Genomic DNA, 23,171 nt, shown 5'->3' on the forward strand with positions numbered 1-23,171 from the left:
GCTTCATCACGCCACAGTGCCAGCCTGGCGCCACGGGCTGGGAGCGGGCCGCTGACCGATCAGCACCAGCACCTCCCAGGTGAGGAGCTTGCGCGGCCGGCCGGCTGGGCTCAGGGTGGGCTCCGCCGGCCAGGCGGCCTCCAGCCGGCGCCACTGGCCGGGTGTGAGTGGCGCCGCAGGCGTGCTGCCGGCACCGAGCGCCTGGATCTGCCGCAGAAAGGTGAGCGCCGTCGGCGCGAAGCGGCTGAAGCGCAGGCGCCGCTGTGCCTTGAGCTTCAGGTGGCGCTGGGCGCCATGCACCAAGGCGCCGGCTTCGGGCAGCGGCAGGGCGCTGCAGGGCCCCCGCGCCCCCGCCGCCGCCTGGAGCCACTGGGGGAAGCTGCCGGCCGTGGGTACCGCCAGCACCAGCCAGCCGCCCGGGGCCAGGCGGCGGCACCAGTGCTCCAGCTGATCCTGCGGGCACTCGAGCCACTGCAACGCAAAGCTCGACACCAGCAACGAGGCGTTCTCCAGCTGGGGCGGCAGGCCGGTGTTGAGGTCCCACAGCAGCGATTCCCCCCCGTCCCTTGCACCTTGGTGCAGCAGCTCGGCGCAGAGGTCGAGGCGCAGGGGCTGAAGTGACGGCCGCAGTTGCTGCACCGCCCTGCTCAGCAGGCCGCTACCGGCGCCGAGGTCGGCGCAGGGGCCGGCAACCAACGGCAGCTCGCGGCAGTGGCGGGCCAGCCGCCAGGCCACCGCCCGCTGCAGGCTGGCCCGTTGCTCATAGGTACCGGCGTGGCGGCCGAACGCCTTGCGCACCTGCTCCTGCAGGGTCATGGCGCCTCCAGCCAGCTGAGCACGGGCTCGATCAGGGGCGCGCGCAGCAGGCTGTGGCCCGCTCCGGCGATCTGCCAGACGGTGGCCGCGGGCAGAGCCCGCCGCAGGGCGGCCCGGCTGGCGGCGGCGACAATCCGGTCATCCTCGGCTTCCACCAGCAGCACCCGGGCTGCGAGTGGAAACGCTGCCGGCAGCCTGTCGACCCGCCCCAGCAGGTCCAGATCGCTGCGCAGCCGCTCGATGCCCGCTGCCGTGAGTGGCTCGCTCCCCGGGCCCGGTGGCAGCAGGTCGGCGGGATCGGGTGCTGCCGCCTGGCGAAGGAAGTCCGCCAGCAGGTCCGCGGCCTGCCCGCCGGCCAGCCGCGCTTCCATGCCGGCCAGGGCAGCGCGCAGGGGGCGGCCTTCCCTCCCTGACGGCACGAAGGCCGCGAAGCTCGCCAGCAGCACCACCGCATCGGCGGAGGCCAGCACGGCTGGAGGCAATAAGTGCAGCCCGAGTGAATGGACAAGCACACCGCGCCTGCCGGGGGGCGATCCGTTCTCCCAGGCGGGGATCCGGGGCAGCAGCGGTCCGTAGCCCCGTTCGCCGCAGTGCCAGCTCCAGCCGCGTGGCTCGGCAGCTGCCCGCCACGGCTCCCAGGCCCGGCTGTCGCCGGCCCAGCCATGCATCGCCAGCAGTTGCCCGCTCATCGGCCGCCACCGGCCACCGGCGTGCCGAGGGCGGCCAGCAACCGCGCCAGCGTGCCGGTGGGCAGGCTGCGGCTCAGCACCAGTCGCAAGCGGGAGGTGCCCTCAGGCACCGTGGGCGGGCGGATCGCCACGCTGAGCAGACCGGCCCGCTCCAGCTGCGCTTGCAGCGCCAGGGCGGCCCCGTCATTGCCCACCAGCAGCGGCAGCACCGGCCCGGTCCCTTCCGGTCGCTGCCAGCCGGCTGCGGCCAGGCCGCAGCGCCAGCGCTCCGCCCGGTTCAGCAGGGCCTGCCCCAGTCCGGGATCCTGCTGCAGCAGCTCCAGGGCCGCCAGGGCAGCCGCCGCTAGGCAGGGCGCTAGGGCCGTGGAGTAGCGGAAAGCGCCTGAGCTCTGCAGCAGCCAGTCGGCCAGGGGGGCATCAGCCGCCAGAAAGGCGCCGCCGCTGCCGAAGGCCTTGCCGAAGGTGCCGCTCACCAGGCTCACCCCTGCCAGGCCATGGGCCAGGCCCCGTCCGCCCGGCCCCAACACGCCGAGCCCGTGCGCTTCATCCACCAACAGCCGCGCCCTCTGCTGCCGGCAGATGCGGGCGATGGCCGCCAGATCCGGGCTGGTGCCCTCCATGCTGAACAGGCTCTCGGTGATCACCAGCGTCTGGCGCTGAGGCTCCGCTGTCCGTTGCTGGATCAGCCGCCGTTCAAGGTCGGCGCTGTCGTTGTGGCGGAACCGCAGCAGGCGGGCGCCGCTGGCCTGCACCCCCAGCAGCAGCGAGTGATGGATCAGCCGGTCCGCCAGCACCACCCCGTGCCGCCCTGTGAGGGCGAGCACGGCCGCCAGATTGGCCTGAAATCCGCTGGGGAACAGCAGCACCTGCCCACGCCCGAGCCAGTTGGCGAGGGTTTCGGCCAGCAGGGTGTGCACCGGCCGGGTGCCTGTCACCAGCGGAGAGGCGCCGGAGCCGGTGCCGTCTCTGGCGATGGCGTCGCAGGCTGCCTGCTGCAGAAGGGGGTGATGGCTGAAGCCCAGATAGTCGTTGCTGGCCAGGTCCAGCAGTGGCGCTGCCGCCTCACCGGCGCCCACCACGGCCTTCAGCCCGCCGCCGGCCGTGGTGGCAAAGCTGCGCAGCCGCCGGCGCCGGTCGGGGGGGACGCGGCTGAGGGATGGCCACAGGGAGCTGAGGGGATCGGCAGGATCACCGGCCGGGAGCACGTTCACCACCCACTGGGGGCCACGGGGCCCACCAGTCTGCCCAGCCGCGCCGGGGCTCATAGAATCTCTGCATGCTCACTGCCGGTACCGACGCTCCGTCCGCTGCGACGACGGTTCCCCCCGCGGTGCCTGTTCCGGAGCCCCACCACGAGCCGAAGCCTGTGTCTCCGGTGGAGGAGCTGTTCCCGTTCCCGCTCGATCCCTTCCAGCTGGAAGCGATCGACGCCCTCAACCAGGGGCATTCGGTGGTGGTGAGTGCCCCCACTGGCTCCGGTAAAACCCTGGTGGGCGAATACGCCATCCATCGGGCGCTGGCCCACGGGCAGCGCGTTTTCTACACGACGCCGCTCAAGGCCCTCTCCAATCAGAAGCTGCGCGATTTCCGCCAGCAGTTCGGCGAGGAGCGCGTCGGCCTGATGACCGGCGATCTGAGTGTGAACCGGGAAGCGGCGATCGTGGTGATGACCACGGAGATCTTCCGCAACATGCTCTATGCGGAGGTGGATCGGGGCGACGATCCGCTCGCTGACGTGGAGGCGGTGGTGCTTGATGAGTGCCACTACATGAATGACAGCCAGCGCGGCACGGTCTGGGAGGAGTCGATTATCCACTGCCCACCGGCGGTCCAGCTGGTGGCCTTGTCGGCCACGGTGGCCAACGCCGGCCAGCTCACTGACTGGATCGAGCGGGTGCACGGTCCGACCACGCTTGTGATGAGCGACCACCGGCCCGTGCCGCTGGCCTTCAGCTTCTGCAGCGCCAAGGGCCTCCATCCGCTGCTCAACGACGAGGGCACCGGGCTCCACCCGAACTGCAAGGTGTGGCGTGCCCCCAAGGGCGATCGCCGCAAGGGCAAAACACCCCGGCCGCCCCAGCCGGAGCCGGCACCGCTGCCTTTCGTGGTGGCCCAGCTGGCCGAGCGCGAGATGCTTCCGGCCATCTACTTCATTTTCAGCCGCCGCGGCTGCGACAAGGCCGTGCGGGATCTGGGCCGCAGCAATCTGCTCAACGCGCAGGAGGCGGAGGTGGTGCGCCGTCGTCTCGACGCCTTTGTGGCCGTCACCCCGGAGGCCGTGCGGGAGGGGGGCCATGCCGAGGCCCTGCTGCGCGGCATCGCCGCCCATCACGCCGGCGTGCTGCCGGCCTGGAAGGAGCTGATCGAGGAATTGTTCCAGCAGGGTCTGGTGAAGGTGGTCTTCGCCACCGAAACCCTGGCGGCGGGCATCAACATGCCGGCGCGCACCACGGTGATTTCTGCGCTCTCCAAGCGCACCGAGCGGGGTCATCGACCTCTGATGGGCAGCGAATTCCTGCAGATGGCGGGCCGGGCCGGCCGCCGTGGCCTCGATGTGCAGGGCTATGTGGTCACGGTGCAGAGCCGTTTCGAGGGGGTGCGTGAGGCGGGGGCGCTGGCCACCAGCCCCGCAGATCCCTTGGTGAGCCAGTTCACGCCCAGCTACGGCATGGTGCTCAACCTGCTGCAGCGCTACGACCTGGCCAAAGCCCGGCAGCTGGTGGAGCGAAGCTTCGGCCGCTATCTCGCCAACATCGACCTGTTAGAAGACGAGGCCCGCATCGCTGAACTGCGCCAGCAGTTGGAGCAGCTCACGGGTCTCGGCGACGACGTCCCCTGGGAGGCCTTTGAGGCCTATGAGAAACAACGCGACCACCTGCGCGAGGAGCGCCGGCTGCTGCGGATCCTGCAGCAGCAGGCCGAGGAGACCCTCGCCCACGAGCTCACATTGGCGCTGCAGTTCGCCAGCGAAGGGACGCTGGTGAGCCTGAAGTGCCCGCAGCTCAGGGGCCGGGTCACCCCGGCGGTGATCGTGGAGAAACCCATGGGGCCCGGTCAGTTTCCGCTGCTGCTCTGCCTCACTGACGACAACATCTGGATCCTGGTGCCCTGCAATGCGGTCGTGAGCCTGCATGCGGAGCTCAGCTGCCTGCAGGTGACCACGATCGCGGCCCCGGAGCTGCGCCACGTTGGCGAGCTTCGTCATGGCGATCAGCACAGTGGCGGTCTGGCGCTGGCGGTGGGCTCGATGGCCCGCCGCCACGACATGACCACACCCCAGTACGACTTGGCCGGTGAGGTGCGCGATCAGGCCCTGCGGGTGCAGCAGCTGGAAGCGGAGCTTGAGCGTCACCCTGCTCACGCCTGGGGTGACCGCCGCCAGCTCAAGAAGCAGCGGCGCCGCATGGAGGAGCTGGACGCGGAGATCGAGGAGCGGCAGCGACTGCTTCATCACCGCTCCAACCGTCACTGGGACACCTTCCTGTCCTTGATCGAGATCCTGCGCTTCTTCGGCGCGCTGGCGGGGCCGGATGGTCTGGTGCCCACGGAGGTGGGCCGCACCGTTGCGGCCCTGCGCGGCGACAACGAGCTCTGGCTCGGACTGTCACTGATGAGCGGCCATCTCGACGAACTCAGTCCGGCCGAACTGGCCGCCGTGTTCGAAGCGATCAGCACCGAGGTGAACCGCCCCGATCTCTGGAGTGCCTACGACCCGCCACCGCTGGCGGAGGAAGCTCTGCGCGACCTTGGTGGCCTGCGGCGGGAATTGTTGCGCCAGCAGGAGAAGGCGGCTGTGGTGGTTCCGGCCTGGTGGGAGCCGGAGCTGATGGGCCTCGTGCATGCCTGGGCGTCCGGTACCAGCTGGGTCGATGTGATGGCCAACACCTCGCTGGACGAGGGCGATGTGGTGCGCATCCTGCGCCGCACGGTGGATCTGCTCGCCCAGGTGCCGTACGCCGAAGCCCTCAGTGAACTACTGAGAACAACGGCGCGAAAGGCATTGAATGCCATCAACCGCTTCCCGGTGTGTGAGCTTCAGGATCTACCCGGCGCCACTGCCTCTGCAGCCCCCAATCCAGCAGCACCCTCTCCCCCATCGCTTGCAGATGAAGGAACGAAAGGGGTGGAATAGTGGCCTGGGTGGGTAAAACTTCCATTCATCTCGATCAACGGCAATCATAAGCTTCTGTGGGATCAGCTTCGTGACCATCGCCCACACGTGCTTAGGGAGAGCCTGCATATTCCAGGCACTCGTTTAAACTCCCCTTGTGATTGCAGATGAGAGCTGGGTTCAATCGGTGGCAATAGCTCCAGACCGCTTCTTGGAAGTCTGCGCCTACGGTAACTCTGATCAGATTACTGCCAAGACGCGCACGCTTCCTGAGGCCGAGGGCTTGGCGAAGCCTCTGTCGCGAGATGATTCTGGCGGAGATGGATCTGGTGGCGTATCAGAAAACGTCCATCAATCTGAGCGACCCAAAGGACTCCTCTCTGCCAGTAGAGATGACACCTCTCCACACGGATGATCCCGCCGCACCGGCAAAGCGTGGTCAGGATTTCCCAGGAGCTGTGCATTCATGTGGTCACCCCCTACAAATGGAGGAAGTGACGTGGACCCCGAAAACCGGTCCAGGGTGAATGAGATCCTCAGCCGGCCAGATTGGGCCAGGGATTCGACCATGAAACGCACCAGGCACACAGCCGAGCAGATCATCCGCGAGCTCTAAACGGCATAGCAACTGATCGCCCAGGGCAAGACCGTCGCAGAGGTCTGCCGCGTCATCGAGGTGACGCAGCCGACGTACCACCGCTGGAGACAGCAGTACGGGGGGATGCAGGCCGAGGAAGCCAGACGGCTGACTCAGCTGGAGAAGGAGAACGCCCGGCTCTAGGCGAAGCCTTCTCGAAGAGAAGCAGTAGGACCTTGCGGTGCGACGGGAAACTTCTGAGCCCGGAACGTCGGCGCTGGGCTGTTGAGGTCTCGCGCGCACGCTTCCGGGTTTCGGAGCGGCTGGCCTGCCGTGTGGTGGGCCAGCACCGCAGCACCCATCGCCATGGGGGCAAGGTGATCGAACTGGAGGAGGTCAAGCTGCGGCATCGCTTGCGGCAGATCGCGGCTGACCACATTCGCTGGGGCCGCCGCATGGCCTACCGCCTCCTGCGGCGGAAGGGCTGGACGGTGAACCAGAAGCGGGTGCAACGGTTCTGGCGGGAGGAAGGCCTACAGCGGGCCCATTCCCAGGACACGGAAGCGGGCACGGCCCGCCGACGGCTCGGTGAGGCGTTACCGGGCGGAACATCCCCACCAGGTCTGGGCCATGGACTTCCAGTTCGACGCCACCGCCGATGGCCGTCGGCTCAAATCCCTGAACGTGATCGACGAGCACAGCCGCCTCTGCCTGGCCATCCGGGTACGCAGGCGCTGCAAGGCCAAGGACGTAGTGGCGGTGCTGAAGGCGCTCACGGGCCTCTACCAGGCACCAGCGTTCATCCGGTCAGATAACGGGCCTGAATTCATCTCCCAGGCCTGACGTGGCTGGTGCGAGACCAGCGGCACAACCACGGCCACCATCGAGCCAGGATCCCCGTTGCAGAACAGGTTTGCGGAGTCGTATGAGCTCCGCTCGACTTCGTCTACAGGCCACACTCGGCCCTCCAGGGGCGTACGCCCCTGGAGGCAGCTCAACAGGGAGCTGCCGCATGACCACAACCATCCACTCTCATCAGGCCTGAACCGATCAAGGGGGTCACGTCGGGGTCCATGCCCAGGCAGATGGCAAAACTCTTGATCTTCCAGCTTTCGTAGAAAAACCCCCTCTCGTCACTGATCAGCTTTGGCGTGAACAGCAGTGGACCTTCGATCGCAAATGAGTTCACATTGATGAGTGACCATCCTTGGGGTTTCCTTTGGTTGGCTGCAATGACATGCCGTCGTTGAGGTAGAGCAGATTTAGATCTGTGATTTCCAGTTCGCCACGTGAGGAGGGGTGCAGACTCTTGGCTCCTTCAACCACAGTGTTGTCATAAGAATAGAGCCCCGTCAGCGCGTAGCGCGGCTTTGGTTTTGCCGGCTTCTCTTCAATGGAGCGCACTTGACCGTTGGCTTCAAACTCCACAATCCCATTGCGTTCAGGGTCACTAACTGGATAGGCAAACACTGTGGCTTCAGGTTCTCCGACCCCTGCGCACAACAGTTGTGACACCAGGTAGTGTCCGTGGAAGAGATTGTCCCCGAGCACCAACCAACGCGGCATGCGAGTTGCCCAGAAAGTGCTCGCCGATTAAAAAAAGCCTGCGCTAACCCACCAGGGCTGGGTTGAATGGCGTATTCAATCGTGATTCCCCATTGTCTTCAATTGTCCAGCAACCTACGAAAAGCTTCCTGGTCGTTGGGGGTGGTGATGATAAGGATTTCAGTGATTCCTCCCAGCATTAAGGTGCTGAGTGGGTAGTAGATCATAGGCTTGTCGTAAACAGGCATCAGTTGTTTGCTGATGGCTGTGGTCAGCAGCGCCAAGCGAGCTCCACTTCCACCGGCAAGAATGATTCCTCTTCTGTTAGGATGAGGTGGAGCTTGTTGATGCGTTGATGCGTTGATGCGTTGATGCGTTGATGCGTTGATGCGTTGATGCGTTGATGCGTTGATGCGTTGATGCGTTGATGCGTTGATGTAGTTGATTGAGCTTTGCTCGTGTTCTACAATGTCATTGTTGTATTGAAGCATGCCATTTTGTGTTGCTTCGCTGGAAATCAACGCATGATTGTTTCGTGGGATTCGCCATGGGGGCTGCGGCGTGATCTTTATTGGTTGCATAAGCTGTGCTTGCCACAGAGTGTCAATGACTCCAGCAGCGTGCAGAGCGATAAGGGTCAGAGTCAAGCTTGTGGTGTCAACTGCCAGCTGGTGATGACAGGATCTCTCGGGATTCCAGTTCGCGCATCACCAGATCTACGCACTGGTCCACATTTAATGTTCCGGTTTCCACGCGCAGTTCCGGGGCAGCCGGGGCCTCATAGGGGCTGGAGATTCCCGTGAACTCTTTGATTTCACCAGCACGTGCTTTGGCATAAAGCCCCTTCGGGTCCCGATTTTCGCAGGCCTGCAGGTCGGCGGCACAGTGAATCTCGATGAAATCTCCCTCACCGACAAGCCCCCGGGCTTTGTCACGATCGGCGCGGAAGGGGGAGACGAACGCCGTAAGAACAATCACGCCCGCGTCAAGGAACAGCTTTGCTACTTCTCCGATCCGCCGGATGTTCTCCTCCCGGTCGTGATCCGAGAAGCCCAGGTCTTTGCAGAGGCCGTGGCGGATGTTGTCGCCGTCCAGCACGTAACTGCTGAGCCCGCGGGTGAACAATTCCGCATTCACCGCATTGGCAAGGGTGCTCTTGCCGCTGCCCGAGAGCCCGGTGAACCAGAGGATGGCACTGTTGTGACCTTGCCTCTCCGCCTGGCTGCTGCGATCCACCGAGGCCTGATGCCAGACGATGTTGCTGGATTTGATCACGTTGCTGGCTTCACCGCTTGCATTCACAGGCATGGAAGGATCGGCAGGGTACAGGAGTGGAGAGCACCGCCAGATCAGAGCGCTGCCGCCGGATCAATGCGGGCCATGGCTGCTGCCGCGGCATCGCAGAGAACCTGGTGGGCAGGTCCGTGGCTGGCAATCAGGCAACCGGCCTGGCGGAAGTCCCCAGTGTTGTACAGCAAAGGCCGCCCATCGGCGTGAGTGAAGGCGCCACCTGCTGCCAGCAGCACCGCTTCGGGAGCCGCCATGTCCCAGTCCTTCGGAGCTGTCTTGCCGGACAGGGAGATGTAGAGGTCGGTTTCGCCGCGCAGGATCGACGCCACCTTCCCCCCCACACTCCCGCGCGCGATGCCGCTGGCGATCGGCAGTGAGGTCATCAGCTGTTCCAGCCGGTCGTCGCGGTGGCTGCGGCTGGTGACCGGAATCAGGCTCGACAGTGCGGTGCGCCCGCTCAGGGAAGGGGCATGACGTTCCCCGTCCGGCGCTTCCTTCCAGGCGACGGGTGGCTCGATCCCGTCGGGGTCGAGCCACCCGAACCAGAGCTCATCGAGCTCTGGCAGCAGAACCACCCCGAGGGCAGGCCGCTGCTGGTGCACTAGGGCCAGATGCACGGCGTATTCGCCGGTGCCCTGAAGGAAGTCCTTGGTGCCATCGAGGGGGTCGAGGATCCAGAGCCAGTCGTTGGCGATGGCCTGATCGGCGGGCCACTGACCCGTGGTCTCCTCGCTGAGGATGGCCCAGGAGGCTGCTGGGAAGGCGCTCTGCAGCCCCTTGATCAGATGCTCGTTGACGGCAAGATCGGCTGCCGTGACTGGTCCTTTGGGATCCTCATCCACCGAGAGGATCGGCGGATAGCCGAACGGAGGGGTGTCGCCGCGGGCATAGGCCCGCAGGATGGCCGCCGCCTCCCAGCACAGCCGCCGAACGGCAGTGAGAACCGCGGCGACTTGATGGCCGGCGAGCGTGCTTTCTGCGAAGTAGAGCTCCTTCATGGTTTCTGGGGCTTGGCCAGCGGCAGCAGGCATTTGTCGGAGTCGCAGCCGGCTGGACCCGCCTCCACCAGTTCGCCGTTGTCGTAGCGCTGCAGGGAGGCGAAGAAATCGAATTCGCGGCGCCGCGCCGCCACCTCCTCCTGTAGGCGCTGGTAAGTGGCCTGGTCGATCGGCTCGAACGGCAGGCGGGGGAAGGTGGCGTTGGCATCGAAGCGGGCCAGAAGCGCCGCCGAGATGTATCCCTTGCCTTGATCGATCGCTGCGTGAATGGCTTCAGCGAGAGGTTCGATTTCGTTTTCGCGGAACTCGACCGTGGCTGAGGTGTTGTGGGCGGTGTAGTGCTGTTGGACCTGCATGTAGAAGTCAAACTGGGCCAGCGCCGAGAAGCTGTTGATCTCCACGGCGTCGGCGCCGGGCAGGTTGGCCCAGCTCACTTCGGTGGGGATTTCCACCAGCCACTCGGTGCAGCGGGGATCAAACGGATCATCCAGCAGGCGGCCCTGTTCATCCTTGTCGCTCTGGCTCGGCACGATCGTGTAGCCGTAATCCATGCAGGCGAGTGCCACCGGATCGTTCTTGCGGAAGGTGATGCGGCGGATGAAGCGCTGGGCCTTGGGCGGATGCCAGCCGGGGCTGGCGCCGGTGAGCAGGCTCTTGGTGCCGGCGGGCTGAACCGTGGTGCAGCGGTTCGGGCGGCGCAGACCATGGCGGTCGCAGTAGTCCCACACGGCCTCGTTCACCGCCGTCTTCCAGCGCGATAGGTAGGCGGCTTCCTGTTGCTTGAACGCCAGCCCGGCCTCGCTGTCCGGACGGCCCTCCTCCCACCAATTGAGCCAGGGGGTGCCGAAGGCATGCACGAAGAAATCGAACAGGCCCGTGAAGCTCACACCCACGATCGGATCCCAGGCACGGCTCTGGCGGTAACGCTCCACCTCAAAGCGGTGGTTCAGCAGGCAGGCCACCGCCAGACCGGCGGCGCGGAAGGCATCCGCCTGGCCCTCGTGGTCGGCGGGGTCGATCTGGTTGAGGTGAATCTCCGCCAGGTTGCAGTGGAAATCGGCGCCGAGGATCTCGCCGCAGGGGTTGAGGCCGTAGCGGCTGAGGCGGTGCTCAAGTTCGGCGTCCGTGATCTGCGGATGGTTCAGCTGCAGCCAGCGGCCCGCTTCCTCACGGCCCTGATCGCAGTAGATGGTGATGAACTCGCTGCGCAGTTCAGGGGTGGACAGCAGGTCGGCATTCGAGCGGGCGATCGCCTCGGGGGCGAACTGGATGGCGCCTTCGCCGCTCTGAAACTGCTTGAGCACCGCCTCCCGCACCACCTCGCGGCTGGGGCGGGTATGGAACACGCGTGTGTGGTTGGCCATGCGCAGCGCATCGCGCTCGGGGTCGATGCGCCAGTTGCCTTCCGCGTCCTGCTGCCAGAGGTTCTCCTTGGCGCCGGCTGCGGAGGCGTCGTCTGCGCAGAATTGCCGCATGCCCGCACTGCGGCGGATGTTGCCGGCCACGATCGTGACGGCCGCCTCATCGATCAGCAGGCAGCATTCCACTGAGCTGAGCTGGCGGCCATGGGCCTTGTTGAGGATCTCGGCGACGCGCCCGTAGAGGTCTTTGAGCTTCACCGGGTTGGCCATGCCGCCGAACCCCTTGAGCGTTTCGCCCACAGGACGCACATCGGAGAGGTCAACGCTGACCGTCACCTCACCGTCGAAGCGGACATCGCTGCTGAGCTCCAGCAGGAGCTGGTAGCTGTCCACCCAGCCGCGGCGGGTGTCGCCCACCTTGATCGCCACGTCGTGGCCCGTAATCGTGTGGGTGGTGTGCTCCTGGCGCTGGCCGGCGGGAGTGGCGCCGATGTCGGTGACGGAGGTGATCCGCAGGCGGTTGCGCACCGCAGGCAAGCGATCGATCAGCCGAGGCTCGATGATGGCGCCCGTGCCGCAGCCCATCATCGCCAGGTCCATCATCAGACCGAAGGCTTCCCAGTCGATCAGGTTGGTGGAGGTGCAGTTGTAGGCGCCGGAGAAGTTCTGGGGCTGCTCGATCCAGTCGGTGCCACCGATCCACAGCCAACGCCCTGAGGGCAGAGCCTGCTGCCGTTTATGCATCCGGCGCAACAGGGCCACTTCCTCGGCGTTGAGGTTGCCGAGCCTGCGCAGCCCTTCGAGGTTGCGCTCGCTCACCTCCTGCCAGCTTTCGCGCCCGTTCGGAGTCTTGCGGCTGTAGGTGCGGTAGAAGACCGGGTTCGCCGCCGGCGCCGTGACGGGGAAATCCGCAGCGGCGGCTTCTGGCAGGCCAGCCAGCCGGGTGAGCTCGGCTGCGGTGGCAGGCGTGGCGGAGAGGGTCACGGAAACAGGGGCAGCGTGGCGCGTGGAGAAACCTTAACCCCACCTGTGGGGTGCGCAAGGTTCATCCTGCACCAGCGGCAGTGTCTGTACGGCTCGCCAGGGGCTGACCGCCCCACCAGCGCCGGCTGCCGCCCCGCCGGGGCTGCGCCAGGCTGGCGGCGCTGCGGTGGTGGCCATGGAGCGGATCTGCGAGCCCGAGCTGATGGACGACGCCGAGCAGGCGCGCGCCTATGCCGACGCCGACTTCGCTGCCGGTGACCGCGCCCTGCTCAAGCGCACCGAGGACCTGTTCGGGCCACAGCTGGGGCCGCGGATCATCGATCTGGGTTGCGGACCCGGCAACATCAGCTTCCTGCTGGCGGAGCGTTATCCCACGGCCCGGGTGCTGGGTCTCGATGGCGCCCCCGCCATGCTGGCGATCGCCGCCGCGCGCCTGCAGGCCACGCCGGACCGCTGGCCAGGGCTGAGCTTTCAGCACCTGTTGCTGACGCCGGGGGGTGCCCTGCCGCAGGAGGGCCGCTGGACGGCGGTGGTCAGCAACAGCCTTCTGCACCATCTGCACGATCCGATGGTGCTGTGGCAGGCGGTGCGCCGGCTGGCGGTCCCCGGAGCGGCCATCTGCATCAAGGATCTGCGCCGTCCGTCGGATCCAGCGGCCCTGGAAGAGCTGGTGCAGCGCCATGCCGCCGGTGCTCCGCCCGTGCTGCGGCGTGATTACGCCCAGTCGCTGCGGGCGGCCTTTCGCCGCGTGGAGGTGGAGGCGCAGCTCCAGCAGGCGGGGATCGAGGGGTTGGCGGTGCGGGAGCTCGACGACCGCTACCTGGAGGTCTGGGGACGATTGGCCTGAACGGCGGGGAGCCACCGGCTGCCGCTAAACCAAAGGGGCTCCTTCGTTGCTGCACTTCTCTCCGTGCTGCCCCACGCCCGCCGTTGGCGCCGGCCCTGGAGGCCTGCCCTGGCGCTGGCCCCAGCCACCGGCGCCGCTACCGCGGCTGTTCTTGCCATCGCGGTAGCCGCCATGGGCCTTGTGCCACTGGCGAGCGCGCCGGTGGTGGCACAGGCTCTGCGCCCTCCCGCCTGGTTGCAGGCGCCTCCGGCCAGCATCGGTCCGATCCAGCCCACCTGGGAAGCGCTGCTGTTCGCCCGGCTCGATGCCGGTGATCAGGCCTGGTTGCCCCGCCCGCAACGGTTGCCCGATGGCCGACTCCGCTACGTGTACCGGCAGCGCCGTGGTGAAAGAGATCTCACCATGGCCCAGATCCACGACCTGCTGCGCAATCCGCCCCGCTATACCGCCGAGCGGTCCGCCATCACTTCCCTGCTCGCCCAGCTGTGGGGCCTGGGGGTGCGGGTGGAGCTGACCACCCCGCGGGTGGCGGCGGCGGCCGGCGAATGGGTGCCCCGTGAGGCGGTGATCCGGATCCGGCCGGATGTGCCCGACCGCGGCACCCTTGATTTCGCCGCTGTGCTCAACCACGAGGCCATCCATGTGGCCCAGAGCTGCCGAGCAGGCGGCCTCAGGCGGCCGCCCACCCCCCTGGGCCTGCCGGTACGCCTGTCGCCGGAAGCGCGGGAACTGCTCGCCCAGCCTCTCTACGCCCGCATCCCCCCCCTGGTGCGCCAGCTGGAGCTGGAGGCCTTCAGTCATCAGCGGGATCTGGCCCTCGGTGCCCACCTGCTGCGCAGCCTCTGCCGGCCGGACAGCCGCCTCGGCCTGGCAGGCTGAGACCATGACCAGCGCCTCCCCCCCACCCGTTTCCCCCAGCGACGACATGGCCGGGGTTGCCCTGGCTGAAGCGGTGGCGAAGCGGCGCAACTTCGCGATCATTTCCCACCCGGACGCGGGCAAGACCACCCTCACCGAGAAGCTGCTGCTCTACGGGGGGGCGATTCAGCAGGCCGGTGCGGTGAAGGCCAAGGGAGAGCAGCGCAAGGTCACCTCCGACTGGATGGAGATCGAGAAACAACGCGGCATCTCGATCACCTCCACCGTGCTGCAGTTCGACTACGCCGGCAGCACGGTGAACCTGCTCGACACGCCAGGCCACCAGGATTTCTCGGAAGACACCTACCGCACCCTCGCCGCTGCCGACAACGCAGTGATGCTGGAAGACGCCGCCAAGGGCCTCGAACCACAGACCCGCAAGTTGTTCGAGGTCTGCCGGCTGCGCAAGGTGCCGATCTTCACCTTCATCAACAAGATGGACCGGCCGGGCCGCGAGCCACTCGAGTTGATCGATGAGATTGAAAGTGAGCTGGGCCTCACCTGCTGGCCGGTGAACTGGCCGATCGGCAGCGGTGATCGTTTCCGTGGCGTGATCGATCGCCGCAGCAAGGACGTGATCCTGTTCGAGCGGGCGGAGCGGGGCCGCCAGTCGGCGGAGAAGCGCTTGGCGGCCGGCAGCCCCGAGCTGGCTCGGCTGGTGGAACCGGAACTGCTGGCGGCGGCGCTGGAGGAACTGGAGCTGCTCGATGGTGCCGGCGCCGAGCTCGATCTCGAGCTGGTGCATGCCGGGGAACTGAGCCCGGTGTTCTTCGGTTCGGCGATGACCAACTTCGGCGTGCGTCCCTTCCTGGATGCCTTCCTGGAGCTGGCGCAGCGGCCGGTGGCGCGGCTGAGCAGCGACGGCCCGGTGGATCCGCTGCGGCCGGAGTTCAGCGGCTTCGTGTTCAAGCTGCAGGCCAACATGGACCCGCGCCACCGCGACCGCATTGCCTTCGTGCGGGTCTGCAGCGGCCACTTCGAGAAGGACATGAGCGTGCGGCATGCCCGCAGCGGCCGCACCATCCGCCTCTCTCGTCCCCAGAAGCTGTTCGGGCAGGACCGTGAGGTGGTGGAGGACGCCTATCCCGGTGATGTGATCGGCCTGAACAATCCCGGCATGTTCGCCATCGGCGACACCCTCTATGCCGGCAGCAAGGTGGAATACGAAGGTATCCCCTGCTTCAGCCCTGAACTGTTCGCCTGGCTGCGCAACCCCAACCCGTCGGCGTTCAAGAGCTTCCGCAAGGGGGTGAACGAGCTGCGGGAGGAGGGAGCCGTGCAGATCCTCTATGACACCGATGCCAGCAAGCGCGACCCGATCCTGGCGGCCGTGGGCCAGCTGCAGATGGAGGTGGTGCAATACCGGCTTCAGAACGAATACGGAGTCGAAACGCGCCTCGAGCCCCTCGGCTTCAGCGTGGCCCGTTGGGTGGTGGGCGGCTGGGCGGCGCTGGAGGCGGTGGGGCGCATCTTCAATTGCAAGACCGTGCGCGACGCCTGGGACCGGCCGGTGCTGCTGTTCAAGAACGAGTGGAATCTCAACCAGCTGCGGGAAGACCACCCCGCCTTCGAGCTCAGCGCCGTGGCGCCGGTGGTGAGCGGCGTGGAGCCGATCGCCCTCTGAGCATTTGCTGATGCGGGTGCCCACGGCGCTGCTCCCGGCCCGCCAGAATCTTTGCAACGAAAGATCACAGCCATGGCCGAGCCCTTCTGGCTGGTTCGCCCCCGCCACGACGGAGGTTCCGACTACGTGCGCTTCCTTCCCAGCCAGGAAGCCGTCGAGGTGCGCGAAGGCAGCCACCTCCCGCCCCAGATGCCTTTACTGAAGCGGCGCCAGTGGTTGCCGCTCAAAGAGGCAGAAGCCTGCCGCCGGCATCTTCAGCAGGAAGGCGGTTTCCACTCCAGCGAACCTTTGTTCTGAAGCACTGGTTCGGTGGCAGCGGAGGCCTCCGGATGGGGCGCGCCTCGATACGCTCGTACCACGACCCTGCTCACCGCACCGGAGGCCATGACCAACGGTTCTGCCCTGCCCCCCGGCGCGACCGGCGGCCCCAGCGATGGTTCCAGCCCCTACGAACGGCTCGGCATCGCTTCTGATGCCAGCTTCGACGAAGTTCAGGGAGCGCGTCAGCAGTGCCTTGATGCGGTAGGAGACGACCCCCAGGCCCGCGCCCGCGTGGAAGCCGCCTACGACGCCGTACTGATGGAACGGCTGCGGGAGCGGCAACAGGGCCGGGTCAGCAGCGCCGCCCTCAGTGCCTCGAAGCGGGAAGAGGTGAAGCCGGCCGTGATCGCCCGGGCCCCCTCCAGGCCTGCCTTGCCGGCCATGCCTTCCCTGCCCCAGCTCTCTGGCGGCAAACTCACGCGGCCGAAGTTCTCGATGCCCCGCCTGGCCCTGGCCGAGGGCCGTGAGCGCTGGGTGCCACTGGCCGGTCAAGGAGCGATCCTGCTGCTGCTCCTGGTGTCCCCCCCGTCCTCCGACACGGTGCTGCTCGCCCTCTCCACCCTGCTCACGGTGGTGAACCTGCAGCGGCGCAACGGCCGGTTTCTGGCGGCGGTGGGCTGGAGCTTCGCTCTGCTGGGCCTCGGCCTGCTGATGGGCGGCGTGCTCGCCCAGCTCGTTGATCCGGCCCTGCCGCTCGGGCTGCCGCTGGCGGGCGAACAGCTCCAGAGCCTGCCGGCACTGATCCTGCTGTTGCTGGGGGCCCTGCTGCTGGCCTGACGGCTGCCGAAGGTTTGTGTCGCCCTGGTTGAGTCTGGTGGGGGCACGCCAGTGATGCCCCTAGGGCACGCTCACAGCCCGTGCAGGCTTCCATGCCTGCCGGGTGCAGACTTTGCCTCCGCACGCCCAGTTGAGGGCTGTGAGGCTGCAGTCCGCTTCCGGCTCAGGCGCCTGTGGCCTTCAGACAGCCGCCAGCTCCTCGATCAGTTCCCGCAGCTCGGGCGCCTCCACGCCGTACACCTCGTTGCAGAAATGGCAGGTGAGCTCGGCGCGGCCGTCTTCGCGCAGGATCGTGTCGAGCTCGTCACGCCCCAGCAGCCGCAAGGCATTGACGCTGCGCCTGCGGGTGCAGGGGCAGTGGAAGGTGACGTTCTGGCTGGCCTCCGCATCCTCCAGGAGCTGGGGATCGAGGTCCGGGAAGATGTCTTCCAGCAGGCGTTGCAGATCGCCGCTGCAGTCGGCGAGCCGCTGGCTGAACCCCTGAATCTCGCGGCAGCGCTCCTCCAGCAGGGCCACCAGCGCCGGTTCCCGGGCCGCCTTGGGCAGCACCTGTACCAGCACCCCACCGGCGCAACGCACACCGCTGCTGTCGATCTGCTCACCGACGAACACCGCCGACGGGGTCTGCTCGGAATGGAGCAGGTAAGAGGCCACGTCATCACCGATGCCGCCGCTCACCAGCTCCACCGTGCTGCTGAACGGCTCGCCCTTGCCCTGGTCGCGCACCACGTGCAGATAGCCGGTGCCCGTGGCCTTGCGGAAGTCGAAGCGGTGCAGGCCCTCGGGCGTTTCCACCAGATCGAGCTCCAGGCCCGGCGCCCCCACGTAGCCGCGCACGGTGCCGTCCCGGCCCGCATCCACCATCAGGCCGCGCAGCGGTCCGTCCGACTGGATGCGCAGGTTCACCCGTCCGTGGGCCACCTTCATCGAACTGGCCAGCAGCAGACCGGCGGTCATCGCCCGGCCCAGCACGGCGGTGGTGAGGTACGAGAGGCCGTGGCGACGACGGGCGTAGCGCGTGGTGACGGTCGTGAGGGCCGCCACCATGCGGATGCCGCCATCGGCGGCCGTGGCCCGTACCAATCGATCGGGCATCGTCCCGCCCCAACTCAGGGCATCGTACGGAGCCTCGGCAGGGGCTGAAGCGCCCCGCCCTGCAGCCGCCAGCCTTCCTTCACCCAGCCCTTGAACAGCTCCGGTTCGTGGGTCACCACCAGCAGCACCCGGTCCCGCGCCAGCAGTTGCAGCAGTTGCAGCACCTCTTCCCGCACCGACCAGTCGAGGCCGGCGGTGGGTTCATCCAGCAGCAGCACGGGCGGATCGCGCAGCAACTGCACCGCCAGCGCCAGCCGCCGCTGCTGGCCGCCGCTGAGCCGCTCCGGCGGCTGCTGCAGCGACAGCCCCTGCAGCCCCACCCGGGTGAGCACCTGTTCGACCCGTTCCGACGCCAGCCGCCGCTGACCCAGCTTCAGCTCCTGGCCCACCGTGAGGCCGAGGAAATGGCGCTCGGGAAACTGAAACACCAGGCCGCAGAGCCCGCGCCGCTGCCTGGCGTTCAACGCCTGCCCTTCCCACAGGATCGCGCCGCCATCGGGGTCCGCCAGACCGCAGATCAGCTCCAGCAGGGTGGTCTTGCCTGAGCCGCTCTGCCCGGCCACCAGGGCGGGCCGGCCCGGCTCCAGGCGCAGCTCCACCCCGTCGAGCAGGGCGGCTGGGGTGGTGGCCGGGTGGTAGCGCAGGGATCGAAGCTCGAGCATGGCGGGTTTCGCTTCCCCCAGCTTGCTGGATGCGTGTTTGATGGGGGCAAGCACGCTGCCTTCTCCCATGGACGTCCGCTTTCGGGATGTGGATCCCTTCAACTGCTGGATCTGGGTGCGTTTTGCTGCTCCGCCCGGGCAGGGGGAGCGCGGCTACATTGATACGACCTTCGAGAGCTGGTTCTTTCTCGGCAAGCTGGGCGGCTTCAATGCTGAGAACCTTCAGGTGCATGAGGAGGGCGTCGATCTCAGCTGGATGACCTACGACGGCGACGACGCTGAACGGGCCCTGCCGGCGTTGATGCACAACATGGGCGAACTGGAATACCAGGAGGACTGGGCCCGCTGCTGGGTGGATCTCGGCACCAGCGATGGCGTTGCCCTTGATGTGCTGATCAACGCCCTTCGGCAGCTCGACAACGACGTGGTGGAGATTGAGGAACTGGTGATCGGCGGTCTCAACGACGACTGGCCGGTGGAAGACCAGCCCGATGCGATGTTCGCCCCCGGGGTCAATTGAGCGCGGTGTGACCCGGGAGCTGCGTCGTCTTTTGATCGAGCCCGGGCGCCTTGCCCGGGCGGCGGCTCAGCCGCCAGATTCCTCGGCTGCGGAAGTCGCTGCCAGCGGTCAAGCTGCAGCGCCCGGCTGCGAGGGTGCTCTGCCTATCCTCCGCTTGGAAGACGGCGAAAGCCACTACCTCACGCGGGTGCTCCGCTATGGCCCCGGCGATCGCTTTGCGGTGGTCGACGGCGTCGGCCAGTTGTGGAGCGCGCTGCTGACCGATCGCAGCAGCGCCCGGCTGGAGCAGCCCCTGGCGGCACCCCTTGCGGTCGAGCCCTTGCCCTCGCCCCTGCTGGAGCTGGCGGTGGCAGTGCCCCGCCGCGATTTCGACACCGTGCTGCGCATGAGCTGCGAACTGGGGGTCGACCGCCTTCAGCCGCTGCTGGCCGAGCGCGGCGTGCGGGGGGCGGAAACCGGTGGGCCGGGCCGATGGGAACGCTGGCAGGCGATCGTGCGGGAGGCCTGTGAGCAGTGCGAGCGTCTGTGGCTGCCGCAGCTGCTGGAGCCCATGGCCGCCGCCGCCTGGCTCCAGAATCCGGCTTCGCTGGCCAATGGCGCCGCGTGCCTGGAGCAAGGTCAGTGCCGATGGCTCGCCACCACCCGGGCGGCCGACCTGCCGCTGCTGAGTGAGCTGCTGGGGACGGGAGCCCTGCCTGCTGGCACAGAGCTGCGCGGCGTGGCAGAGCTGGGTGGTGGAGCAGTACAGCGGACCTGGTTAGAGCTGGGTGGCGCTCAAGCCCCGGGTGCGCATTGTGTTGGCATCGCCCGCCTGGCGATCGGGCCTGAGGGGGGGTGGACGCCGGCGGAGGAGAAGGTGGCGGTGGACGCGGGCTGGCAACCGGCGAGCCTGGGCCCGACGATCCTGCGCACCTCGACGGCGGCTGTGGCCGGCCTGAGCCTGCTGAGTGCCTGGCGAGCGGGATCCAGGCGAGCGAGATCAAGCGGCGGCTGAATCGGCGGCTGGATCCCTGGGGCGCAGATTGCCGCGCTCAGCTCTTCATCAGGCTGGCGGCCATCGCCTTGAACGGGCCGATGTTGGCCCCGGCCAGCCGGCGGCGGCGGGAGAGGGCGCCGGCGGGGGTGAGGCACTCGGGCGAGAAGGTGACCAGCGAAGGAGGCGGCAGGTTGTCCTGTTCACGCCGCAGCTCGGCCGCCATCGCTTCTGCGGTGGTGAGCACGCTGCCCGCTGCAGCGACGCCGGCCTCTGCTGCTGGCCCTGCGGTGGCTGCAGAGGGTTCCGCGCTGGTGGGTGGAGCCACAGGAGCCGCCGGAGCCACCGTCACAGGGGCCACGGTCACCGGCTCAGCGGTGGCGTTCTTGTCGAAGTCGATAAAGAACGAGCCCTTGCGCTTGAACAGCATGGTGATCCGAAGACGGGACGTTGGCTGTGATTATCCGCCGGCACCTGCAGGGGACCGACGCCGCTTAGGGGAGTGCAACAGAGAGCGGCAGCCCACGCCACTGCTGAAGAGACTGGGGCCTGTGCGGTCTGCCCCCTTGAGCGTTCTGCTGCTGTCGGCCGTGCCGGTGCCGGTGTCCCCCTTCACGGGCCTTGAGGCGTTGCTGGGGGCGCCACCGCTGCTGCCGGCCCAGACCCTCCAGCACTGGCTGCTGGCGCTGGCGCTGCATGGCCTGTTGATCAGCGCTGTCCAGCGGTTCCCCCTGCTCACCCGCTCCGGCTGGGTACACGCGGGTGTGCTCGGCACACTGCTGTGGGGCGCGCTCGGCTGGCGCGGCTGGTTTGCGGTGGTGGGCTATCTGGTGCTGGGCTCCCTGGTGACCCGGCTGGGCTTTCGCCAGAAGCAGCAGCAGGGGCTGGCCGAAGCGCGGGGTGGCCGTCGGGGGCCGGAGAACGTGTGGGGCTCCGCAGCCACCGGGGCCGTGCTGGCCCTGCTCACCACCGTGCCTGGAGCGCCGGTGCCGCTGCTGCTGCTGGGTTTCGGGGCCAGTTTCGCCGCCAAGCTTGCCGACACCTGCGGCAGTGAGATCGGCAAGCGCTGGGGGCGTCACACCGTGTTGATCACCTCCCTGCGGCCGGTACCCGCCGGTACGGAAGGGGCGGTCAGTCTGGAGGGGACGGGTGCCAGCCTGGTGGGCAGCGCGGTGATGGTGCTGGTGCTGAAGTTGCTGGGGTTGCTGGGATCGCCCCCCGCGCTGCTGTTGGTGTTGCTGGTGGGGGTGCTGGCCACCCTGCTGGAGAGCTGGATCGGCGCCACCCTGCAGGCGCGGCTCGCCTGGCTGACCAACGAGCTCGTGAACGGAATCCAGACGTTGCTGGCGGCGTTGATCGCCATGGGGCTGGCCTGGGGCGCCGTGGCGCTGGGTCTGGCCGCCTGATTCAGGGGCGCTTGACTCAGGCCTGGGCGAACAGATCCCCCCATTCTCTGCTGAGTTCCTGGCGCAGCCGCGCCGCCAGCCGTTCGAAGCGGCGTTGGGCCACCCGCGCCCGGATCCCCAGCTCCTCGCCCAGCTGGCGCCAGGAGGCCCCATCCAGCACCCGCCCTTCCAGCAATCGCCGCTCGCTGACCTCCAGGTCTTGCAGCCGCTGCCTGAGCCAATGCTGCGGTTCCGGCTCGGAGCAGGAGGATTCGCTCAGACGATCGGCGCGGCAGGGATGGGGGGCTTCCCGGGCGCTGAGCTTCTCCACCAGAGGGGTGCTGGAGGCTTCAGCCGTGCCAACCGGCGCATCGAGGCTGGAGCACTGCAGGGCCCAGTGCAGGCTGCAGGCCTCCTGCCACTGGGCGACAGGGCAGCCCAGGGCGGCCGCCAGCTCCGCGTCGCGGAGCGCGGGCTTCTGCTGGTGAAGGCGTTGCTGCTGGAGGGTCTGCCCGCGCTGATGCAGGTCGCGCAGCAGGCGTGAGGCTTTCAACGGCTGTTCGTTGTCGCGCAGGTGGTGCTGCATGGCCCCGCGGATGAAGGGCACGGCGAAGCTGCTGAGGGATGTGCCCTGGGCCGGATCGAAGGCTTCCACCGCGCGGATCAGACCGATCGAGCCCTGTTGCACCAGATCGTCGAACGGCACGGCGGTGTGGGGCCGGAGGCGGTTGGCCACCTGCCGGACCAGGGGCAGGTTGAATTCCACGATCTTGTTGCGATCACGTGGATGGCCGCTGCGCTGGTATTGCGCCAGCAGCTCGGGATTGCGGCGTTGAAAGATGGTGAGCGTCATGGTGGGGAACCGGAGGTGCCAACGGGAAGTCCTTGGAATCACCTTCTCGCCGGGTGGCCCTTCCCCACCATCCCCACTCCCGGTGATTTCGCCTCCCCCGTAGGGGTGAGATCAAGGAGGTTGCCGCTGGCTCTGGCGGGCAGTCAGGCGGGTGATGAGCAGCTCGCTCAGGCAGGGGTGCGGCTCTGTTGTGGCTCCAGTGAGGCCCAGCGCAACAGGGCCGGCCAGTGTTTCAGACGCTCATAGAGACGCCGGTGTCCGGCGCTGTTGAGGTGCAGCCCGTCGCTGTCGAGCAGCCGCAGCCAGTGCGGATCCTCCAGCAGGCCATCGAGAAGCGGTAGGAACGGCACATCCGCTTCGAGGCAGGCTTCCTCCAGCAGGCCCTCGTAGTGGCGCACGGTGGCCAGGTCGTACCAGAGACAGCCGGCGAAGGGCATCACCGCCTCATCCACTGGGGTGAGGCCGATCACCATCACCGGCGCCAGCTGCCCGGCCTGGTGCAGCAGTTGCTGCAGGCCGAACAGGAACGCCTCCGGGGCCAGTTGGTGGCGCCCATCCGGGCGCCCCACGCGGGCCGTGTCGTTCAGCCCGATGCCCAGCAGGATCCCCTGGGGCCCCTGGCGCCGCAGCTCACCGCGGCAGCGCACTTCCGCCTCCAACCGTGCCGCCAGCCGCTCCAGGCCGTCGCCTCGCACGCCGAGGTTGTAGAGCACGGGCCCGCCCGGGATCTCCATCCAGTGGCGCCGCAGCTGCTCGCACCAGCCGCCCCCATCGGGGTCTCCCCAGCCGTACACCCCGCTGTCGCCCAGCACGATCAGCTTGCGG

Annotated in this window: 22 protein-coding genes and 2 pseudogenes; 12 read left to right on the top strand and 12 right to left on the bottom strand. The window is 67.6% G+C overall.

The genetic code is table 11. From position 1 onward, the window contains the following. Positions 1 to 6: 6 nt before the first annotated feature. The 3 genes from CJZ80_RS01030 to CJZ80_RS01040 are packed head-to-tail and all read right to left on the bottom strand — an operon-like array spanning position 7 to position 2,716. Complete coding sequence (locus CJZ80_RS01030; protein ID WP_094510226.1) at positions 7 to 816, bottom strand: methyltransferase domain-containing protein; 810 nt, start codon at positions 814 to 816, stop codon at positions 7 to 9. Continuing rightward, positions 813 to 1,505 (bottom strand): alpha/beta hydrolase, encoded by a 693-nt coding sequence (locus CJZ80_RS01035; RefSeq protein ID WP_094510227.1) that lies wholly within the window; start codon positions 1,503 to 1,505, stop codon positions 813 to 815. The genes CJZ80_RS01030 and CJZ80_RS01035 overlap by 4 nt, the downstream gene beginning before the upstream one ends. Then, entirely contained in the window at positions 1,502 to 2,716 is a 1,215-nt protein-coding gene (locus tag CJZ80_RS01040; protein ID WP_233132690.1) for an aminotransferase class I/II-fold pyridoxal phosphate-dependent enzyme, read from the bottom strand. The genes CJZ80_RS01035 and CJZ80_RS01040 overlap by 4 nt, the downstream gene beginning before the upstream one ends. 65 nt (positions 2,717 to 2,781) lie before the next feature. Between CJZ80_RS01040 and CJZ80_RS01045 the strand changes: the two genes are divergently transcribed. The 4 genes and pseudogenes from CJZ80_RS01045 (at position 2,782) to CJZ80_RS01060 (ending at position 7,036) form a co-directional block, all read left to right on the top strand. Then, entirely contained in the window at positions 2,782 to 5,637 is a 2,856-nt protein-coding gene (locus tag CJZ80_RS01045) for an RNA helicase (protein ID WP_094510229.1), read from the top strand. 610 nt (positions 5,638 to 6,247) lie between these two features. Beyond that, positions 6,248 to 6,397, top strand: coding sequence for a transposase (locus CJZ80_RS15860; protein WP_369802972.1), 150 nt, complete (start codon positions 6,248 to 6,250; stop codon positions 6,395 to 6,397). 173 nt (positions 6,398 to 6,570) lie between these two features. Next, positions 6,571 to 6,726 (top strand): annotated as a pseudogene (locus tag CJZ80_RS15865) (IS3 family transposase); the annotation flags it as partial. A 55-nt stretch (positions 6,727 to 6,781) separates the two neighbouring features. Then, positions 6,782 to 7,036, top strand: a complete 255-nt coding sequence (locus CJZ80_RS01060) for a DDE-type integrase/transposase/recombinase (RefSeq protein ID WP_255374096.1) — start codon at positions 6,782 to 6,784, stop codon at positions 7,034 to 7,036. Between the two features lie 396 nt (positions 7,037 to 7,432). Here CJZ80_RS01060 and CJZ80_RS01070 read toward each other — a convergent pair. The 4 genes and pseudogenes from CJZ80_RS01070 to nrdJ all read right to left on the bottom strand — a co-directional run. Then, positions 7,433 to 8,103: pseudogene (locus tag CJZ80_RS01070) on the bottom strand (sugar nucleotidyltransferase); the annotation flags it as partial. Between the two features lie 292 nt (positions 8,104 to 8,395). After that, on the bottom strand, positions 8,396 to 9,046 hold the full coding sequence (gene cysC / locus CJZ80_RS01075; RefSeq protein ID WP_094510233.1) for an adenylyl-sulfate kinase: 651 nt from the start codon (positions 9,044 to 9,046) through the stop codon (positions 8,396 to 8,398). Positions 9,047 to 9,087: 41 nt separating this feature from the next. Further along, a complete protein-coding gene (locus tag CJZ80_RS01080; protein ID WP_094510234.1) occupies positions 9,088 to 10,026 on the bottom strand; it encodes a 3'(2'),5'-bisphosphate nucleotidase CysQ in 939 nt (312 codons plus the stop codon). After that, a complete protein-coding gene (nrdJ, locus tag CJZ80_RS01085; protein ID WP_233132734.1) occupies positions 10,023 to 12,326 on the bottom strand; it encodes a ribonucleoside-triphosphate reductase, adenosylcobalamin-dependent in 2,304 nt (767 codons plus the stop codon). The genes CJZ80_RS01080 and nrdJ overlap by 4 nt, the downstream gene beginning before the upstream one ends. 220 nt (positions 12,327 to 12,546) lie before the next feature. On the opposite strand from nrdJ, the gene CJZ80_RS01090 reads away from it, so the two are divergent. From CJZ80_RS01090 to CJZ80_RS01110, 5 genes are all read left to right on the top strand, one after another. Next, entirely contained in the window at positions 12,547 to 13,218 is a 672-nt protein-coding gene (locus CJZ80_RS01090) for a class I SAM-dependent methyltransferase (protein WP_094510236.1), read from the top strand. Positions 13,219 to 13,281: 63 nt separating this feature from the next. Then, positions 13,282 to 14,097 carry a hypothetical protein gene (locus tag CJZ80_RS01095; protein ID WP_144036864.1) on the top strand — a complete coding sequence of 272 codons (816 nt, stop codon included), beginning with the start codon at positions 13,282 to 13,284 and terminating at the stop codon, positions 14,095 to 14,097. Positions 14,098 to 14,101: 4 nt separating this feature from the next. Beyond that, the gene (locus CJZ80_RS01100) at positions 14,102 to 15,760 is read left to right on the top strand and encodes a peptide chain release factor 3 (protein WP_233132691.1); all 1,659 of its coding nucleotides are present in this window, start codon (positions 14,102 to 14,104) and stop codon (positions 15,758 to 15,760) included. 72 nt (positions 15,761 to 15,832) lie between these two features. Next, positions 15,833 to 16,057, top strand: coding sequence for a hypothetical protein (locus tag CJZ80_RS01105; protein ID WP_094510238.1), 225 nt, complete (start codon positions 15,833 to 15,835; stop codon positions 16,055 to 16,057). Between the two features lie 87 nt (positions 16,058 to 16,144). Further along, positions 16,145 to 16,858, top strand: a complete 714-nt coding sequence (locus CJZ80_RS01110; protein WP_094510239.1) for a CPP1-like family protein — start codon at positions 16,145 to 16,147, stop codon at positions 16,856 to 16,858. A 180-nt stretch (positions 16,859 to 17,038) separates the two neighbouring features. Here the strand turns inward: CJZ80_RS01110 and hslO are convergent, their stop codons facing one another. Together hslO and CJZ80_RS01120 are read right to left on the bottom strand one after the other, a co-directional pair. After that, positions 17,039 to 17,953, bottom strand: a complete 915-nt coding sequence (gene hslO / locus CJZ80_RS01115; RefSeq protein WP_094510240.1) for an Hsp33 family molecular chaperone HslO — start codon at positions 17,951 to 17,953, stop codon at positions 17,039 to 17,041. A 14-nt stretch (positions 17,954 to 17,967) separates the two neighbouring features. After that, the gene (locus CJZ80_RS01120) at positions 17,968 to 18,615 is read right to left on the bottom strand and encodes an ABC transporter ATP-binding protein (RefSeq protein ID WP_094510433.1); all 648 of its coding nucleotides are present in this window, start codon (positions 18,613 to 18,615) and stop codon (positions 17,968 to 17,970) included. A 67-nt stretch (positions 18,616 to 18,682) separates the two neighbouring features. Here CJZ80_RS01120 and CJZ80_RS01125 point away from each other — a divergent pair, with 67 nt between their 5' ends. Beyond that, positions 18,683 to 19,135 carry a DUF3531 family protein gene (locus CJZ80_RS01125; RefSeq protein ID WP_094510241.1) on the top strand — a complete coding sequence of 151 codons (453 nt, stop codon included), beginning with the start codon at positions 18,683 to 18,685 and terminating at the stop codon, positions 19,133 to 19,135. A gap of 154 nt (positions 19,136 to 19,289) precedes the next feature. After that, positions 19,290 to 20,129 (top strand): 16S rRNA (uracil(1498)-N(3))-methyltransferase, encoded by an 840-nt coding sequence (locus tag CJZ80_RS01130; RefSeq protein WP_233132692.1) that lies wholly within the window; start codon positions 19,290 to 19,292, stop codon positions 20,127 to 20,129. Positions 20,130 to 20,166: 37 nt separating this feature from the next. Here the strand turns inward: CJZ80_RS01130 and CJZ80_RS01135 are convergent, their stop codons facing one another. Beyond that, positions 20,167 to 20,538 carry a hypothetical protein gene (locus CJZ80_RS01135; protein WP_094510243.1) on the bottom strand — a complete coding sequence of 124 codons (372 nt, stop codon included), beginning with the start codon at positions 20,536 to 20,538 and terminating at the stop codon, positions 20,167 to 20,169. A gap of 199 nt (positions 20,539 to 20,737) precedes the next feature. On the opposite strand from CJZ80_RS01135, the gene CJZ80_RS01140 reads away from it, so the two are divergent. Continuing rightward, a complete protein-coding gene (locus CJZ80_RS01140; protein ID WP_369802973.1) occupies positions 20,738 to 21,514 on the top strand; it encodes a TIGR00297 family protein in 777 nt (258 codons plus the stop codon). 16 nt (positions 21,515 to 21,530) lie between these two features. On the opposite strand, the gene CJZ80_RS01145 is transcribed toward CJZ80_RS01140, so the two are convergent. Both CJZ80_RS01145 and CJZ80_RS01150 read right to left on the bottom strand, forming a co-directional pair. Then, positions 21,531 to 22,346, bottom strand: coding sequence for a sigma-70 family RNA polymerase sigma factor (locus CJZ80_RS01145; protein WP_094510245.1), 816 nt, complete (start codon positions 22,344 to 22,346; stop codon positions 21,531 to 21,533). Between the two features lie 167 nt (positions 22,347 to 22,513). Next, entirely contained in the window at positions 22,514 to 23,158 is a 645-nt protein-coding gene (locus CJZ80_RS01150; RefSeq protein ID WP_233132693.1) for a GDSL-type esterase/lipase family protein, read from the bottom strand. Between the last annotated feature and the right edge of the window lie 13 nt (positions 23,159 to 23,171).

Origin of the sequence: Synechococcus sp. MW101C3, from assembly GCF_002252635.1 — a bacterium.
In the GTDB taxonomy this organism is placed as follows: domain Bacteria; phylum Cyanobacteriota; class Cyanobacteriia; order PCC-6307; family Cyanobiaceae; genus MW101C3.

What these genes read in the sequence shown, in the direction of transcription:
- CJZ80_RS01030 (WP_094510226.1), bottom strand. Translation starts at nt 816, where the DNA reads ATGACCCTGCAGGAGCAGGTGCGCAAGGCGTTCGGCCGCCACGCCGGT.
- CJZ80_RS01035 (WP_094510227.1), bottom strand. Translation starts at nt 1,505, where the DNA reads ATGAGCGGGCAACTGCTGGCGATGCATGGCTGGGCCGGCGACAGCCGG.
- CJZ80_RS01045 (WP_094510229.1), top strand. Translation starts at nt 2,782, where the DNA reads ATGCTCACTGCCGGTACCGACGCTCCGTCCGCTGCGACGACGGTTCCC.
- cysC (WP_094510233.1), bottom strand. Translation starts at nt 9,046, where the DNA reads ATGCCTGTGAATGCAAGCGGTGAAGCCAGCAACGTGATCAAATCCAGC.
- CJZ80_RS01080 (WP_094510234.1), bottom strand. Translation starts at nt 10,026, where the DNA reads ATGAAGGAGCTCTACTTCGCAGAAAGCACGCTCGCCGGCCATCAAGTC.
- CJZ80_RS01090 (WP_094510236.1), top strand. Translation starts at nt 12,547, where the DNA reads ATGGAGCGGATCTGCGAGCCCGAGCTGATGGACGACGCCGAGCAGGCG.
- CJZ80_RS01100 (WP_233132691.1), top strand. Translation starts at nt 14,102, where the DNA reads ATGACCAGCGCCTCCCCCCCACCCGTTTCCCCCAGCGACGACATGGCC.
- CJZ80_RS01105 (WP_094510238.1), top strand. Translation starts at nt 15,833, where the DNA reads ATGGCCGAGCCCTTCTGGCTGGTTCGCCCCCGCCACGACGGAGGTTCC.
- CJZ80_RS01110 (WP_094510239.1), top strand. Translation starts at nt 16,145, where the DNA reads ATGACCAACGGTTCTGCCCTGCCCCCCGGCGCGACCGGCGGCCCCAGC.
- hslO (WP_094510240.1), bottom strand. Translation starts at nt 17,953, where the DNA reads ATGCCCGATCGATTGGTACGGGCCACGGCCGCCGATGGCGGCATCCGC.
- CJZ80_RS01120 (WP_094510433.1), bottom strand. Translation starts at nt 18,615, where the DNA reads ATGCTCGAGCTTCGATCCCTGCGCTACCACCCGGCCACCACCCCAGCC.
- CJZ80_RS01125 (WP_094510241.1), top strand. Translation starts at nt 18,683, where the DNA reads ATGGACGTCCGCTTTCGGGATGTGGATCCCTTCAACTGCTGGATCTGG.
- CJZ80_RS01135 (WP_094510243.1), bottom strand. Translation starts at nt 20,538, where the DNA reads ATGCTGTTCAAGCGCAAGGGCTCGTTCTTTATCGACTTCGACAAGAAC.
- CJZ80_RS01145 (WP_094510245.1), bottom strand. Translation starts at nt 22,346, where the DNA reads ATGACGCTCACCATCTTTCAACGCCGCAATCCCGAGCTGCTGGCGCAA.